This window comes from Streptomyces sp. SP18BB07, from assembly GCF_036322545.1.
Lineage (GTDB): Bacteria > Actinomycetota > Actinomycetes > Streptomycetales > Streptomycetaceae > Streptomyces > Streptomyces deccanensis.
Window position 1 is genome coordinate 1 of the sequence record NZ_JAQYWT010000155.1, and the last position, 15,369, is coordinate 15,369.

General features: G+C 69.2%; 9 protein-coding genes and 1 pseudogene. 3 read left to right on the top strand and 7 right to left on the bottom strand.

Translation table 11 applies throughout. The features are described 5' to 3' along the window. Positions 1-218: 218 nt before the first annotated feature. Positions 219-1,574: an MATE family efflux transporter gene (locus PUR53_RS00970; protein WP_329907051.1), complete on the bottom strand. Its 1,356-nt coding sequence runs from the start codon at positions 1,572-1,574 to the stop codon at positions 219-221. After that, positions 1,574-2,881, bottom strand: a complete 1,308-nt coding sequence (locus PUR53_RS00975; RefSeq protein ID WP_329907052.1) for a condensation domain-containing protein — start codon at positions 2,879-2,881, stop codon at positions 1,574-1,576. The genes PUR53_RS00970 and PUR53_RS00975 overlap by 1 nt, the downstream gene beginning before the upstream one ends. A gap of 224 nt (positions 2,882-3,105) precedes the next feature. On the opposite strand from PUR53_RS00975, the pseudogene PUR53_RS00980 reads away from it, so the two are divergent. Next, a pseudogene (locus tag PUR53_RS00980) lies at positions 3,106-4,620 on the top strand (amino acid adenylation domain-containing protein); the annotation flags it as partial. Between the two features lie 338 nt (positions 4,621-4,958). On the opposite strand, the gene PUR53_RS00985 reads toward PUR53_RS00980, so the two are convergent. The 3 genes from PUR53_RS00985 to PUR53_RS00995 are packed head-to-tail and all read right to left on the bottom strand — an operon-like array spanning position 4,959 to position 8,046. Next, a complete protein-coding gene (locus PUR53_RS00985; RefSeq protein WP_329896009.1) occupies positions 4,959-6,464 on the bottom strand; it encodes a tripartite tricarboxylate transporter permease in 1,506 nt (501 codons plus the stop codon). A 44-nt stretch (positions 6,465-6,508) separates the two neighbouring features. Next, positions 6,509-7,033 (bottom strand): tripartite tricarboxylate transporter TctB family protein, encoded by a 525-nt coding sequence (locus PUR53_RS00990; protein ID WP_329907053.1) that lies wholly within the window; start codon positions 7,031-7,033, stop codon positions 6,509-6,511. 5 nt (positions 7,034-7,038) lie between these two features. Next, a complete protein-coding gene (locus PUR53_RS00995; RefSeq protein ID WP_329896007.1) occupies positions 7,039-8,046 on the bottom strand; it encodes a tripartite tricarboxylate transporter substrate binding protein in 1,008 nt (335 codons plus the stop codon). A gap of 127 nt (positions 8,047-8,173) precedes the next feature. Here PUR53_RS00995 and PUR53_RS01000 point away from each other — a divergent pair, with 127 nt between their 5' ends. Together PUR53_RS01000 and kdgD are read left to right on the top strand one after the other, a co-directional pair. After that, positions 8,174-9,139 (top strand): LysR family transcriptional regulator, encoded by a 966-nt coding sequence (locus PUR53_RS01000; RefSeq protein ID WP_329907054.1) that lies wholly within the window; start codon positions 8,174-8,176, stop codon positions 9,137-9,139. 42 nt (positions 9,140-9,181) lie between these two features. After that, entirely contained in the window at positions 9,182-10,105 is a 924-nt protein-coding gene (gene kdgD / locus PUR53_RS01005; protein ID WP_329907055.1) for a 5-dehydro-4-deoxyglucarate dehydratase, read from the top strand. A 175-nt stretch (positions 10,106-10,280) separates the two neighbouring features. Here kdgD and PUR53_RS01010 read toward each other — a convergent pair whose 3' ends face one another. Together PUR53_RS01010 and PUR53_RS01015 are read right to left on the bottom strand one after the other, a co-directional pair. Further along, the gene (locus PUR53_RS01010) at positions 10,281-13,472 is read right to left on the bottom strand and encodes an RICIN domain-containing protein (protein ID WP_329907056.1); all 3,192 of its coding nucleotides are present in this window, start codon (positions 13,470-13,472) and stop codon (positions 10,281-10,283) included. Positions 13,473-13,543: 71 nt separating this feature from the next. Further along, positions 13,544-15,313 (bottom strand): amylo-alpha-1,6-glucosidase, encoded by a 1,770-nt coding sequence (locus PUR53_RS01015; protein WP_329907057.1) that lies wholly within the window; start codon positions 15,311-15,313, stop codon positions 13,544-13,546. Positions 15,314-15,369: the final 56 nt, after the last annotated feature.

Here is a 15,369-nt window from a genome sequence, read left to right on the forward strand (position 1 = left end):
ACGGCCCCACTGAGGGCGTCAACACCAAGACCAAACGGATCGCGCGCCAGATGCACGGACGAGCAGGCTTCACCCTGCTCCGGCACCGCATCCTCCTCGGATAACAGCACGCTCCGTCACCACCGAATGTGAGACAGGGCCGCTCGTTTGACAGACCCCGTCGCGGAAGGCCGTGGGCGAGCTCGAAACTGCCCTGCTGCCCTGCTTGCCCTACTGCCCTACGGCGCCACGGCGGCTCGGCGCATACGGGCGGCGTAGCGCAGCGCGATCACCACGACGCAGGCACCGAGGGCGTTGGAGATCGCGACGGTGTCGTACAGAGCCTGCGCGTTTCCCGAGGCCTCCACCGCGAGCTTTCCCGCCACCGCGACCAGCCCGAAGTACACGGCGTTGAGCACGATGGCGAAGTAGCCTCCGCCGGTCTGCTCCATGAGTGTGAGCGCGGTGAGCACCGGGCCCTGGATGGCGTACGTCAGCGCGACCGTCCCCAGGTAGTGCGCTGTTGCGGTGGCGATGCCCGGGCTGCCGGTTATCGTTTCGGACAGTTGGTCACGCACCAGCCAGATGGTGCCGCCGAGCACCAGGTACAGCGCCGCGGACAGCAACAGACCGTCGCGCACCACGGTGTCGACGCGCTCCCAGAGGCCGGCACCACGGCGCTGGTTCACGACGACCGCCGTGGCGGAGCCCAGTGCCATGCCGGGCAGCAACGCGAGCCCCTGGAGCATGACGGCCACGGAGAACCCGGCGATGATCTCGGGGTCGAAATCCCTGAGGACCCAGAGCATCGCCCCGTTGTAGCCGGCGATGAGCAGCAGCGTGCCCGCGACGGGAAGCCCCACTCCGCGCACGAGCCCCCACACCTCGGACTGCCACAGGCGCAACCGGCGCGGATGCCAGAGCTCGGTCCGGCGCAGCATCGTCAGGCCGAGCGCGAGGCCGATGCAACCGGCCGACGCCGCGCCGACGGGGACACTCCACAGGCCCATTCCGGTGCCGAGGCCCAGCCCGGCCACACAGGAGATCCGGACGCCGGCCACCGTCAGAGTGATGACCGTGGCCAGTCCGATACGGCCGAATCCGCGGAGGGCGGAGGCGCACAGGGACGGGCCGATCACGCACAGTTCCGCGAGTGCGGTCCAGCGCAGGAACACCACGAAGCTGTGCCGCACCGAGCCGGTGACGCCGAACAGATCCGCCAGCGCGGGAGCGCCCAGCCCGAGCGCCAGGGCCAGGATGAGGCCGGTCCCGGCCCACACGCGGGCGAATCCCCCGCAGGCGGCCATGACGTCCTGCGGACGCTCCCGTCCCCGGTTGATCGACGCCGACACCTGGTTGCTGACGGCGAAGCCCACGGCGATCGCCACGAGCACGCCGCCGATGGGCTGGTACAGAGACCTCACGTAGAGGGCGTCGCCCTCCATCCGCGCCATGAGCGCGACCGTTCCGAGCAGGACCAGGTAGTCGACGACCTCGACGAGTGCCATGGGCCCGGCGAGCCGTCCGATGGCCGCGGTCTCCGCGGAGCGAAGCCGCCGCAGCCCGGCCGAGAGGATTCCGGACGAGGACGCCATCACGCCACCTCTGCCTGGACCACCGTACGTTCGACGTCCCTGAGGCAGGACTCGATCTCGGTCAGCGGGTAGTAGCTGGTGTCCGCGTACAGGGCGATACGGTCCGGCGCGAAGTAGTCGGCGAAGCGGAGGCGCTCGATGTCCGTCGCGGTCTTCCGTATCCAGTGGAACGAGCTCGCCGACGCCGGGGGCCGGCCGGCCTGCTCCTCGTCGCGCCAGAGGGGTTTGAGCGCGTTGAAGGTGGTTGCGAAATCCAGGACCCCACCTCGTTGCTCGCCGACCGAGCTGATCAGTGCGCGTGCAGCGGCGGGGTCGTACATGCCGAACCGGTAGCCGTTCAGCGCGGCCGTGTGCGCCCTGCGGGCGATGTCGGTGAAGGAACCGGTGAGATCGACCGTCAGGGGCACCCTCTGGGGGAGGTTCATCACGGAGTCCCGCAGCGCGGGCGTGTGCCGGTTGCTGCACATGACGGCCAGGCAGTATCGGTCCCGTCCTGCGAGTCGGCCGAGCACCAGTGCCACTGCGGCCGTGAGCACGGAGTATGTGCTGATGCCCGCCCGTTCCGCGAGCGCCGGAGCAGCCCGTCCCAGACCCGGCGACTCCAACAGCCCCTGCCAGAACCGTGGTTGCCCGGGCTCCACCGCCGGACGGTCGAAGACCGGAACCTCCTGGAGCTGGTGCCGCCAGTAGTCCAGGGCACGCCGGGCGCCCCGGGCACCGTCCGGTGACCTCTCATGCGCTGCCTGCTCCAGGGGCTGGCGGCAGGAGAGGTCGATGCCGTCGGCGTCCGGGGCACCGTCCAGCACACTGAGCAGGTGCCGGCGCAGGATCCGGGCTCCGGACGCGTCCGAGGCAAGGTGGGAGAGCATGAGCACAAGCCAGTGCGCGCGCCGCCCGGAACAGAGGACACCCACGCGGATCGGCCACTCGCGGTAGTGGTCGAAACCCTGACCCGTCACCAACTCCCTGAGCTCCGCCAGGGCGGCCGGCCCCGGATGGTCGCTCTCCACCACGGTGAGGGGCAGCTCCCCGTCGCCGGCCACGACCTGGGACGGTGGTCCGCTCGGTTCCGGACGCAACGTGGCACGCAGCGACTCGTGCGCGGACAACAGCACGGACAGGGCGTGGCGGACGTCCGCCGGCGTCGAGTGCGGCGGCAGCGCGATGTTCATGTGGAAGTTGTGCTGGTCCTCAAGGGCCTGACTGCGGATCGAATTCCAGATGTACGCCTGTCCGTAGGTCAGCGGTCCCGAGCGCGAGCGGCAGCCCCGCACCTGAACCGGTAACTGCTCCGCGCGGACCGTCAAGGAGACCTCACATGAGTGCGTAGGGGGGACCAGGTGTGGGGCAAGGTGTGGGACAAGGCCAACCGGCGACGAAGGTACTCATCGCTGCTCGGACATTTCAACGGCCTCTTCCGGCTATGCCGTTCCGTCCACGGCGATGGCGCGGCCGCTCGCGGCTGCCGCGCCGACGCGTCTCCCCACACGTTGTCTCCTGTGCGAAAACCGGGAGAAGGAACGGGAGACCGATGCCGGAGCTGGGTCAGGGAGTTCACCGCCTCGTCCTCGCGCGTGTCCACGAGTCGCCGCAGGCCCCGGCGGTCACGGATGAGCATGGGACGTACACGTACGCCGACCTGGACGGGCTGAGCAACCGCCTCGCGCGGACGCTGCTGGCTCAGGGGCTCGAGGCCGACGACCGGGTTTGTCTGCTGGTGCCCCGGTGCGGCGCGGCGGTCGCGGCCATGCTGGCGGTCCTGAAGTGCGGGGCCGTCTACGTGCCGATCGACGCCGACGGGCCGGTCGCCCGGCTCAGTGGTGTGGTGCGCCGCTCCTCGCCGACGTGGATCATCGCGCATCCTTCGTGTTCCGACGCGGTGGAACGGTGCGGGCTGACGGGGGGCGGCGACACTCCGCGGGTGCTGTGGCTGGGCCACGTCGACGAATCCCAGGTACGGGAGCGCGACGTCTCCTGGAAGGAAGTGGAGGCCGCCGACGGGAGCCTCGGCCCGGTACGTCTGGCTCCCAGCGGGCTGGCGTACATCATGTTCACGTCGGGCTCGACCGGTGTTCCCAAGGGTGTGCCGGTCACTCATCGCGGGGTCGAGCACTTCGCCGGCTGGGCCGGGGAGCACTTCTCGATCGGCGCGGGGGACCGGATTTCCGGCCACCCGGCGTTCCACTTCGACCTGTCGGTCCTGGACATCTACGCCACGCTGACCTCGGGAGCCCATCTGATGCTGGTCCCGGAGCGGGACCGACTGGTGCCGGAGAGGGTCGCGCGGTTCATCCGTGACGCCCGGCTCACACAGTGGTGCTCGGTCCCGTCCGTCCTGACGTCACTGCGGCTGCGGGACGCGGTCGGCCAGGGCGACTTCCCCGAGCTGCGCAGAGTCATGTGGTGCGGTGACGAACTGCCCGTCGACACGCTGCGCCACTGGATGCGCCGGCTCCCGCACGTGCGGTTCACCAACATGTACGGCCCCACCGAGGCGACGGTGGCCAGCACCTGTCACACGGTCACCGCGGCACCGATGGACGGGCAGACCGTTCCCATCGGCAGGGCGATCCCCGGTGAGCGGGTGGCCGTCTTCACCGGCGGCGAACCGGCCGGCGCCGACGTCACCGGGGAGATCTGCATCAGCGGCCCGGGGCTGAGCCCCGGGTACTGGCACGACCCGCAGACCACTGCGGAAGCCTTCTTCGAGCATCCTCCCGGGTCCGGCACCCGGTGGTACCGGACGGGAGATCTCGGTCGCGCCGACGCGTCGGGGCTGCTGTCCTTCCGAGGACGCAAGGACCGTCAGATCAAGTCACGGGGATACCGGATCGAGCTCGACGAGGTCGGCCTCGCGGTGAGCTCCCTGACCGGCATCGCCCAGGCGGCGGCGGTGGCGATTCCCGTGCCAGGTGTCGAAGGCCGCAGGATATGCGTCGCCTACACGCCGGAACAGGGCAGCGAGCGCGATCCCGCACACCTGCGTGCGGAGCTCCGGGAGCTCCTGCCGGCGTACATGGTGCCGACGCACTGGCTGGCCCTGCCCCAGATCCCGACGAGCGGCCGGTTCTCCAGACAGGTGAACCGCTGGGCCTTACCAGCCGGACATCTGTCTGAACCGTTCACGGCCTGTCGTGCTGCTTCTGGATCGCGAATGCCTCCGACGAGACCGTCTGTTGGCGACGGGCCCTACCGCATGCGGTGGCCGCCGCGCTGCTGCTGCCGCCGAGCTGTCGAGCTGTCGAGCTGTCGAGCTGTCGAGCAGCACAGTGACCACGTGTTACTGGGGTTCGACCACCGTCAGGGGAACCTTGGACCTCCGAGGGCGCAGGCGCGACCGTGTCACCAAGACGGTGACGGGGGGCAGGTGGCCGACGTGGACGGTCATACCGGTTCCTTGCTGTGTCGGTGGTCGGTTCTGCGGTTGCGCCGGATCGCCCGGGCGGTCGGCACCAGCGCGACGGCGAGGAAGAGCGCGAACAGCGTTCCCGAGATCGGGCGGGTGAGGAAGCCGCCGGGGTTGCCTTCGAAGAGCAGCAGTGAGCGGCGCAGTGAGCTTTCCAGGAGTGATCCGAGGACGAAGGCGAGGACAAGTGGGCCCGGGTCGAATCCGAGTTTCTTCATGAGGTATCCGAGGACGCCGAAGAAGACCACGAGTCCGATGTCGAAGACGCTGTTGTTGACGGTGTAGGCGCCGATGAGGGTGATGAGGACGGTGATGGGGGCGAGGATGGTCGGGCGTATGCGCAGGATGCGTACGAACAGTCCTACGAGCGGGATGCTCATGATGAGCAGAAGGATGTTCCCGAGGTACATCGAGTTCACCACGCCCCAGAACAACTCGGGTTGCTCGGTGACGAGTTGAGGGCCGGGGGTGACGCCCTGGATCAGGAGGGCGCCGAAGATGACCGCCATGGTGGCGTTGGCGGGTATGCCGAGGGACAGCAGCGGGATGAACGAGGATGTGGCGGCCGCGTTGTTGGCGGTCTCGGGTGCGGCGACACCTTCGACGGCACCACGGCCGAAGCGCTCCGGGGTGCGTGATCGGCGTTTTTCCAGGGCGTAGGCGGCGAGCGAGGCGAGGACCGCGCCGCCACCGGGGAGAATGCCGAGGACGAAGCCGATGACGCCGCCCCTGCCGATCGCGCCGGAGGACTGGCGCAGGTCGGAGCGGCTGGGCCAGACGTTGGCGACCTTGGTCGGTGCGTGGACTGCGCGGTGGCGTTCTTCCAGGGTGTGGAGGATCTCGCCCAGGCCGAAGAGGCCCATGGCGATGGGGACGAAATCCAGGCCGTCCGCGAGCGACAGGCTGTCGAAGGTGAACCGTTCGGCGCTGGTGAAGCCGTCTCGGCCGACGGTGGCGAGCAGCAGGCCGAGGGCGGCGGCGATGAGGGCTTTGAGCAGGCCGCCGCCTGAGACGGTGGCCACCAGCAGGATGCCGAGCAGCGCCAGCAACGTGTATTCGGGTGGTCCGAAGTCCAGGGCGAATTCGGCGACCAGGGGGGCGACCAGGCTGAGGGCGACGATGGCGAGGGTGCCGCCGACGAAGGAGCCGATGGCGGCGATGCCCAGGGCGGTGCCGGCCTTGCCCTGGCGTGCGAGGGCGTGGCCGTCGAAGACGGTGACGACGGAGGATGCTTCACCAGGTAGGCGCAGCAGTACGGAGGTGATGGTGCCGCCGTACTGGGCTCCGTAGAAGATGCCCGCCACCATGATGATCGCGGTGACGGGTTCGAGGCCCAGGGTGATCGGAAGCAGAATGGCTATGGTGGCGGCCGGTCCCAGACCGGGCAGGACACCGATCAGCATGCCGATGACGACACCGACAAGGCAGTACAACAGATTGGTCGGCTCGAGGACGACGGCAAAGCCGTCGAGCACGGGGGACACGTCCAACCATCCTCCCCAACGTGTGGTGGTGTGCGGTCACGCGATCAGAACAGGTGCGGGATGGTGACCTTCAGCGCGCCGACGAACAGGGCGTAGAACGCGCAGGTGGCGGCGAGGCTGACGACGATGGAGATCCGCGGGCTCTCCCGGCCCAGGATCCGTAGCCAGAAGAAGGCCAACAGGGCCGTGGGGATCTCGAAGCCGATCACGCCGATGACCGCTACGTAGGCCACCATGGTCCCGACCGCCACGATCACCAGGAGGCTGGTGCGGGTGAACTGCTCGGCGTCGTCCATGCGTCGGGCAGCGGCGGCCAGGAGCACGCCGAGAACGATCAGTGCCGCGCTCACCAGGGCCGGCCAGGTGCCGGGCCCGGGTTTCGAGGGGCTGCCTGTGCCCAGGCTCAGCGCTCCGGCGAGCGCCGCGCCACCGAGAACCACGACGACTGCGGCCGTGACGAGGTTGGTCACCGTGCCCGCTGTCGGCGGCCGGGTGTCGTCGGAGGGTTCGTCGGCGGTCGACGGGCTCTCGGTCGACGGGCTCTCGGTCGACGGGTTCTCGGTGGACATGGTCCTCAGTTCCCGCTCATGTCGATCTGGTACTCGTCGACGAGAGCACGGTACTTCTCCAGCGAACCCGTCCACTGCTTGAGCAGCTCGGTGCCCTCGACCTCGCTGGGTGTGAGGAGCCGCTGAGTGTTGAAGTCCTGGTACTTCTTGTCCTCGAACGCCTTGCGGAACGCCGTCCGCAGCCGGTCGACAACCTCCTTGGGAGTGCCCTTCGGGGCGACGACGGCACGCGACTGCTGCACCGGGACGTCGTAGCCGGCCTCGACCGCGGTGGGGATGTCGGCCATGTACGTGGGCCGCTTCTCCGCGAAGGTGACGAGGGGGGTGATCTTCCCGGCCTTGATCTGGGGCTGGGCCTCACCGAGTTGGATCGAGGCGACATCGACCTGACCGCCCAGGAGGGCGGTGAGTGTGGGTGCTCCGCCGTCGAACGGCACGGCGGTCGCCTTCACCTTCGCCTGGGAGAACAGCAGCGCCTGGCTGAGGTGGCTGCCCGTGCCGACGCCGGTCGTGCCGTACTTGACCGAGCGGTCGGCGTCGACGATGTCCTTGACCGTCTTGAAACCGGACTTGGGGCTGGCGACCAGGACATAGTCGTCCTGGGACAGACCGGTGACGACTTCGTAGTCGTTGATGTCGACGGCTTCGTCGGCGGATACGGCCAAGGGCGTGATGTAGGCCAGCGAGCCCACGAAGAGCATGATGGTGTGGCCGTCGGGCTTGGCGCCGGCCAGTTCCTTGGCGGCGACAGCGCCGTTGGCGCCGGGCTTGTTGACGACCGTGATGTTCTCTTCGAGGTCGGCGCCGGCGGGCTCGGCGGCCGCGCGGGCGATGAGGTCGGTGCTGCCGCCGGGGTCCTGACCGACGAGCAGGGTGATGGCTCTGTCCGGGAACGAGCTGTCGTCCTTGGACCCCTCATCTCCGACGTTGCCACCGCAGCCGGGCAGCGCGATCACGGCGGCGAACGCGGCGACCGCGGCTATGCGGCGGTGAAGCCGAAGCCTGGTGTGCATGAGCGTCTCCCTCAAGCGAGTTGGGCGGAGATGTGACATGGGTCTCGGTTCCACGGTGTCGCGCAGCCTATGACCGCCCGTCATGCCTGTCCAACTCCGTTAGCGCATGGGGTGATACCTTTTTTGCATGACGTATACCTTGGGGCAATTACGGGGATTCGTCGCCGTTGCCGAGGAACTTCACTTCGGCCGGGCGGCGGCACGACTGTGCATGACCCAGCCGCCGCTGAGCCGTCAGATCCAGAAGCTCGAAGCGGCCGTTGCCGTACAGCTCCTCGAGCGGGACAAGCAGCATGTGGCTCTCACGCCGGCCGGTGCGGCGTTCCTGGTCGAGGCCAGGCGCATCCTGGCGATCGCCGAGGCCGCCCCGGACCTGGCCCGCCGTATCCACTCGGGTTCCCGTGGCGTGGTGCGGCTCGGCTTCACCGCCGCGTCGACCTTCGGCACGCTCGGCCGCATCCTCAACCGGCTGGAGCAGAGCCTGCCGGAGGTCCGCATCGAGCTGTTCGAGATGGTGACGCGCGAGCAGATCGACGCCCTCGCCGGCGAGGACATCGACCTCGGGCTCGCCCGTCCGCCGTTCGACTCCGAACTCTTCGACTCGCGCCTGATCCAGCAGGAGGCGCTGTTGCTCGCGGTGTTCGACGGCCACCGGCTGGCCGGCCTGGACCGGCCCGCTCGCGCCGACGACCTGGCCGGCGAACCGCTGATCTTCCACTCGCAGCGCAAGGCGCGGTACTTCCACGACCTGATGGTCAGCATGGTCCCGCTGGCCCAGGAACGGGTGGTGCACAGCGTGAGCCAGATCCTCACGATGCTGTGGCTGGTCTCCGCCGGGCGGGGTGTCGCCTTCGTGCCCGCCTCCGCCACCTTGCTCCGCATTCCCCATGTCGCGTTCGTCCCGCTGGCCACGCATGTGCCCCGACCGGTGGAGCTGCATCTGTTGTGGCCGCGGCAATCGCGCAATCCCGCCCTCGCGCAGGTGCTGGCCGTGCTCGAGGACCTGGAACCGCGGGAACACCCGAGCGGGCCGGTGGTTTCGCCCCGTGCCGGTGAGGAGACCGATACCGCAGCGGCATCACACAATGCGTGAACACTCTTGGACAAGCATCATGGCCGCTCCTAACGTGGCGGGGTGACGCTGACTCCCCCTGCTGGACTCGCCCGTCAATTGACCACCGGCCTGCTCTCCTTCCCTGTGACGCACTTCGATGACCAGGGCTCCTTCGACGAGACCAGGTATCGCGACCATCTCGCATGGCAAGCCGACTTCGACGTCGCCGGGCTGTTCGCCGCCGGCGGCACCGGCGAGGGTTTCTCGCTCACCTCGCAGGAGATCGACGACGTCGTGCGCAGCGCCGTCGACGAGGTCGGATCCCGTGTTCCGGTCATCGCCCCGGCCACCGGCGGCACCGCCCAGGCGACCGCTCAAGCCGTCGCCGCGCAGCACGCCGGCGCGGCCGGCATCCTGCTGATGCCGCCCTACCTCACCGAGGCCAGCCAGGCCGGACTCATCGCGCACATCAGCGCTGTCTGCCGGGTGACCGACCTCGGTGTCATCGTCTACAGCCGGGCCAACGCGGTGCTGGAGGACGACACAGTCGCCGAACTCGCGGAGCGCAACCCCAACCTCATCGGCCTGAAGGACGGCGTCGGCGACATCGAGCGCATGACCCGCACATACGCCAAGGTCGGCGACAGGCTCATCTACATCGGCGGCCTGCCGACGGCCGAGACCTTCGCCCTGCCCCTGCTGCAGCTGGGCGTGAACACCTACTCCTCGGCGATCTACAACTTCGTCCCGCAGTTCGCCCTGCGGTTCTTCGCGGCGGTCCGCGCCCAGGACAGGGACTCCGTCTACGGGATGATCAACGACTTCATCATCCCCTACATCGACATCCGCAACCGTGCCCGAGGCTACGCGGTCTCCATCGTCAAAGCGGGCCTCACCGCCGTCGGGCGCGACGGCGGGCGGGTCAGACCGCCGCTGACCGACCTGACCATCGAGGAGCGCGAGGAACTCGCCGCGCTGATCGACAAGATCAATCGGCCGTCATGAACGCGAGCCGCGAGCAGGACGTCATCGCCGCTGCCGAGGCCGGCGCCCCACACCCGCTTACGCACGCGTCGGAGTGATGCCCGTCCCGGCCGCGACAACATGCTGCCGCGGATGCCGCCGCGCCCCGTCCGAATCGGGTGCGGCGGCGATTCCGCTCAGCTGGGGTGACGTGTGGTCAGTCCTTGCCGGTGAGCCTCCAGATCTGGTTCTTCTTGGTGGTCAGGGTGCTCCCCGTGTCGCACGGCCACTGATGGACGAGGGCGCCGGGTGCGGTCGAGATGGTGCTGACGTCGACGCACTTGCCGCTGTGGACGGCGACGAGCTGGTAGTCGTGGCTGTTGCCGAGCGCGGTCACCGCCGCCAGTCTGAACCGCTGGTTGTTGCCGCCGTGGCAGGTCCACTGCTGGACGGCGGCGCCGTTGGCCGTCGAGATGCCCGCGACGTCCAGGCACTTGCCGCTGGAGTGGTTGACGACGGTGTAGGTGTCGGTCGTGCCGGAGACACGGTGGAAGTCGAAGACCTGCTCCTCGCCGCTTCCGCAGGTGTTCTGCCGGTACTGGGTGCCGTCCGCGGTGGACTTGGCGGGGTTCTCGAGGCAGAGCCCGCTGTGCTGGGCCACCGCGGTGGAGGAGAAGGCGGCCGGGGCGCCGATGTGCAGGCTCGCCGGTGCGAAGGAGACCTGGTCGAGGTGCGGGGCGGAGCTGGAGCGCATGGGCTGTCCGATGTCGCTGCCGCCGCCCGAGTACACCTTGCCGATGGTGGTGCCGTCCCAGTCGTAGAGCTGTGACGAGGTGAACTTGACCGTGTTGGCGCCCTTCTTGAGGGTGACGTGGGCGGTGTAGTCGGCGAACTGGTTCCAGTGCAGGGTGCTGGCGAAGTGGACGCGGGTGGCGTCGCCGCCGTTGACGCTGACGTCGGCGTGCTCGGCGTACAGGTCGGGGTTGTAGTGGTTGGAGGGCAGTTCCTCGGCGTTGGCGTAGCGCATCGTCATGGCGTAGGTGCCGGCCGAGGGCGCGTCGACGTCGAGGGTGAGGGAGTTGGCGGTTCCGTCGGAGATGCCGGTGACGACACCGCCGTCGGCCTGGCTGTAGCTGGTGGAGACGTCGGCGGTACCGGTGAGGGTGCCGTCCTCGGCCTGGTAGGTGACGACGTTGCCGGTGGTGACGGCCGAGGTGGCGCTGAACGGGGTGACGGCCAGGTCGTCCAGGGCGAGGGTGCCGCCGGCGCCGGTCACCTTGACCTTGTTGATGCCGGCCTTCAGGTACACCCGGTTGGTGGAGGTGGACCATGCGTCGGGCGTCGCGCCGGAGAGGGTCTGGTCGTCGGCGGTCCTGCCGTTGACGGTGAGGCCGGCCCGGCCGGTGTTCCGGTAGCGGGCCGTCAGGTCCGCGTATCCGTCCCGCGCGGAGTAGACCCAGAACGTCGCGGACTTGCCGGAGGTGAGGTTCACCGCGCCGGCGCCGGACTGGCCCTGGGAGGTGTAGGTGGTGCTGCCGTTGTCGGAGAGGGTGGCCTGCTCGGCCTCGTAGAGCGTGGTGCCCTGGACGTCGGCGTCCCGGTACCGGAGGTCGATCTTGTCGATGATGGCGTCGCCGTCGGTCTTCGCGCCGTTGTCGCCGGTGGTGGCCAGGGTGATGGTGTGGCTGCCGGCGGTGAGGTGCGCGGTGGTGTCGCTGTGGCCCCACACCACCCACTGGAAGCCCACCGGGATGTCGACCCTCTTCGAGGCGCCGCCGTCGACGCGCAGGTACACATCGGTCGGGCCCTTGACCTCGGCGTCCTTGGCGTAGCTGCTGCCGAACACGGACAGGTCGTAGTCGCCGGTGGTGGGGACGGAGACGGGGAACGAGATCACCGTGGTGGAGCCGGTGCGCAGACCGCCGACGTCCTTCGTCCCCGAGGCGGGGAACTTGCTGACGTTGCCGGTGGTGCCCTCGGTGTTGATGTTGTAGCCACTGCCGCTGAGTGTGGCGTTCTCGGCCTCGTACGTGCCCGTCCAGGTGCTGTCGGAGGGGGTGGCGCTGCCGGTGCCGCCCGGGGAGACGATCACCTGGTACGCGGACATCGCGTCGAGGGTGACGGGGACGGTGATCGAACCGTCGGATCCCACGGCGACGTCGGCGTCGGAGAGCCGGGTCGGGGTGGCCGCCGCGCCGAGGTAGCCGCTGTAGCGGTCCTGGAAGACACTGACGTGCACGGTGTTGCCGAAGACCGCGGGATCGATGTTCTTGATGACCGTGTCGGAGGCGCCGCTGGTGCCGCCCCCGGCGAGGATGACGCGGGCCTGCTTCTTGGCCGTGTCCAGGCTCGCCAGGCCCTGCAGGGTGTACGCGGCGTTGTTCCCGGAGCTGGTGACCTTGACGGTGTTGCCGCTCATGGAGCTGTACCAGTTGTAGAGCCACCACTGGGCGTTGGGGGTGTTCTGGGCGGCGGCGGAGTCACCGAGGTTGCCGTTGATGTTCCAGTAGGGCAGGTTGCCGTCGATCTTCTTGTCCTCGATGGCCGAGATCCACTGCACCATCTGACCGGGGTCGGTCAGATGGTAGCGGTGGGCGTACTCGTTGAGGTTGACGGTGATCGGCGAGGTGATGCCGGCGGCGGTCTCCACCGCGCGGTAGGAGTCGACGGTGCTGCGGACGTCCGCCGGGCTGCCCAGGGTGTGCCAGGTGACCACGTCGGGCAGGCAGTTGTTGGTCTTGCAGTAGTTCAGGAAGCCGCTGAGGGAGGAGGAGGTGTAGCTGGAGGTGTTGGGCCCCGCCAGCCGCGCCTCGGGCCAGATGCCCTTGATGAAGTTGTACGTCTGGCGCCACTCCGCGTTGAAGTTGTTCAGCGCGGTGGAGTTGGTGCGCATGCCGCTGAACCAGTTCAGGTCGGGCTCGTTGTAGGGGACGAAGACGATGTGGTCGGCGTGGGGGCTGGCCTTCGCCTGCTCCACCTGGGTTCTCATCGTCTCCTGGTAGGCCGCGTAGCTCGTGCGCTCGTAGTTGGCCCGGTAGACGTCCGTCATGTAGATGAAGACGTCCCCGCCACCGCTGTCCACGAACGGATCGGCGATCTCCAGGGCGTCCGATCCGGGGTGCTGCTGTCCGTCCTGGTACTTGGTGTTGGTGGTCTGCACCCCCATCCCCTCGATGAGGTTGTTGGTCGGCACGTCCGGGCCGTACAGGCCGTACAGCACCCCGGAGGCGCCACCGCGGAAGGCTCCGGTGGTGGTGCCCAGGTCGACGGTGAGGGTGGGGTCCGCGGCGGCGGCCGGCGCCGCGATCGCGGTGGTGAGGCCGGCCAGGACGGTCAGCGGAAGCAGTGTCCGGGTGATGCCGTGAAGAAGCCGTCTCGAGGCCGAGCGGCTCTGCCCGAGTCTTCGCATGTGCTCACGTTCCTTCAGGATGGGGCTTGTCTGTGCTGCGCCGGCCCCCGTGCCGGACGTGTGGGTGGGTGCTAGCTCGCGGTTCGGACGGGAGTGTCGCCGGTCGCGGCCTGCGCGCGCAGGTGGTGTTCATGGGCGAGGAGGAGGTAGCTGCTCGCGGTCCAGGTGTAGGCGCGGTCGCGCAGGCCGGTGCCGGTGAGGGCGTCGAAGTTCTCGGCGAACCCGTGGGTCTCGCACAGGGCGCGGAAGCGGGCGCTGATGTCGTCCGCGAGGCGTTCGTGGCCGGCGCGGCGCAGGCCGTCCTCGACGAGGACGGTGGCGGGGGCCCAGATCGGGCCGCGCCAGTAGCCGTCGGCGAGGTAGTGCGGGGACGTGGGCAGTTCGGTGGCGAGGCCGTACGGGGTCAGATGGGCCTTGATGTGGTCGGCGAGGGTGCCGGCGACCTCGGCGGGCAGGTGCTCGCCCAGCGCGATGGGCATCAGGTCGAGCAGGCCGGCGCTGCTCCAGGTGTCCCCGGTACGGGCCGAGCGGGCGACGAACCTGTCCCCGGTCCAGAGCCGGTCGAGCAGCGCGGTCCGGGTCTCCTCGGCCGTCCGCGTCCACCGTACGGCCTCGTCCTCCTTGCCCAACTCCTTCGCCAGGTAGGCGAGTTCGTGGAGCTGGAGGACGAGGAAGGCGGCGAGGTCGGCGGTGACGACCACCCGCTCGGGGTCGAAGGTGGTGGCGTTGTCCCAGCCGCTGTCGTTGCCGTGCTGGTAGTGGGGCAGGTCGGCACCGGGGACACGCCGGGCGGTGAGCCAGAAGTCGGTCCAGCGTTCCAGACGCTCGTACGCCAGGGCGAGTTCGGTCCGGTCCGGAGGTGTCGGCAGGGTGCGGCGCAGATGGCCGAAGGCCCAGCCGTGGATGGGCGGCTTGACGTAGTTGTACAGCACCTCGGAGTGGGTGACCGAGTCCGGCAGCGCGCCGCTCTCGTCCTGGTGGTCGAAGGGCAGGTGGAACTGGTCCAGGGCCAGTTCGGGGCGGCCCGGCGCGAGGGCGAGGGCGTTGAAGCAGTGGTCCCAGCTCCAGACCTTGTCCATCCAGTGCTTGGACATCAGCACGCCCGGCCGGGTGACCAGGCCCTTCGCGGCGACGGTCGCCGACCAGACGACGTAGGCGGCGAGTTCGGCGGCCGGGGTGGCCTCCGAGCGCCAAGGGGCCACGGTGTCGACGAAGTCCGCGAAGGCGGCGCGTGCGGCGCCCGTGACGGCGTCGAAGGGCGCCGAGGACACGTACGGGGGGCGGGCGGTGTCGAACTCCTCGATCGCGATCTCCCAGTCGCCGTCCCCCCGCGCGGACACGGTGACACCTCGGTCGGCGCCGCCCAGGGCCTGGTCACCGACCGCGTCCGCGAGGACGCCGGACAGCAGGGTGACGCGGTAGCGGCGGCCGGTCTCGTACGAGGTGAAGACGTGCGCGTTCGCCGCCGGGTCGTGGAAGAAGTACGTGCCGCTGAACGGGGTCAGGGTCCGCGCGGCGGCGAGGACGGCGAAGTCCGGGCCGCTGCCCCGCAGGCGTACGGTGTCCGGTGTCTCGTAGGCGAGTTCGACCCGTCCCTTCCCGTCGGTCCAGGTGAGCAGGCCCGGTACCGCCTCGACGCGGGTCTCGGCCCGGTCACCCGTCGCCGGGTCCAGGGGGACCAGACGCAGCACGCCGTGCATGCCGTTCTGGTGCGAGACGAGGTGGAGGTCCTCGGCGTAGGTCTTCTCCGCCACCACGGGGGAGATGTCGAACCAGGATCCGTACGCGCTGAACGGGATGTCGTGGACGGAGAAGGCCGGGCCGGATCGGGCGGCGGTCATGTGGCGTGACTCGTTTCTGGAGCAGGGGGTGCCGACCGGCCGGCGCGGGAGGGCGC

Excerpts from the sequence above, each read along its gene's own strand:
- PUR53_RS00970 (WP_329907051.1), bottom strand. The coding sequence starts at position 1,574 with ATGGCGTCCTCGTCCGGAATCCTCTCGGCCGGGCTGCGGCGGCTTCGC.
- PUR53_RS00990 (WP_329907053.1), bottom strand. The coding sequence starts at position 7,033 with ATGTCCACCGAGAACCCGTCGACCGAGAGCCCGTCGACCGAGAGCCCG.
- PUR53_RS00995 (WP_329896007.1), bottom strand. The coding sequence starts at position 8,046 with ATGCACACCAGGCTTCGGCTTCACCGCCGCATAGCCGCGGTCGCCGCG.
- PUR53_RS01000 (WP_329907054.1), top strand. The coding sequence starts at position 8,174 with ATGACGTATACCTTGGGGCAATTACGGGGATTCGTCGCCGTTGCCGAG.
- PUR53_RS01010 (WP_329907056.1), bottom strand. The coding sequence starts at position 13,472 with ATGCGAAGACTCGGGCAGAGCCGCTCGGCCTCGAGACGGCTTCTTCAC.
- PUR53_RS01015 (WP_329907057.1), bottom strand. The coding sequence starts at position 15,313 with ATGACCGCCGCCCGATCCGGCCCGGCCTTCTCCGTCCACGACATCCCG.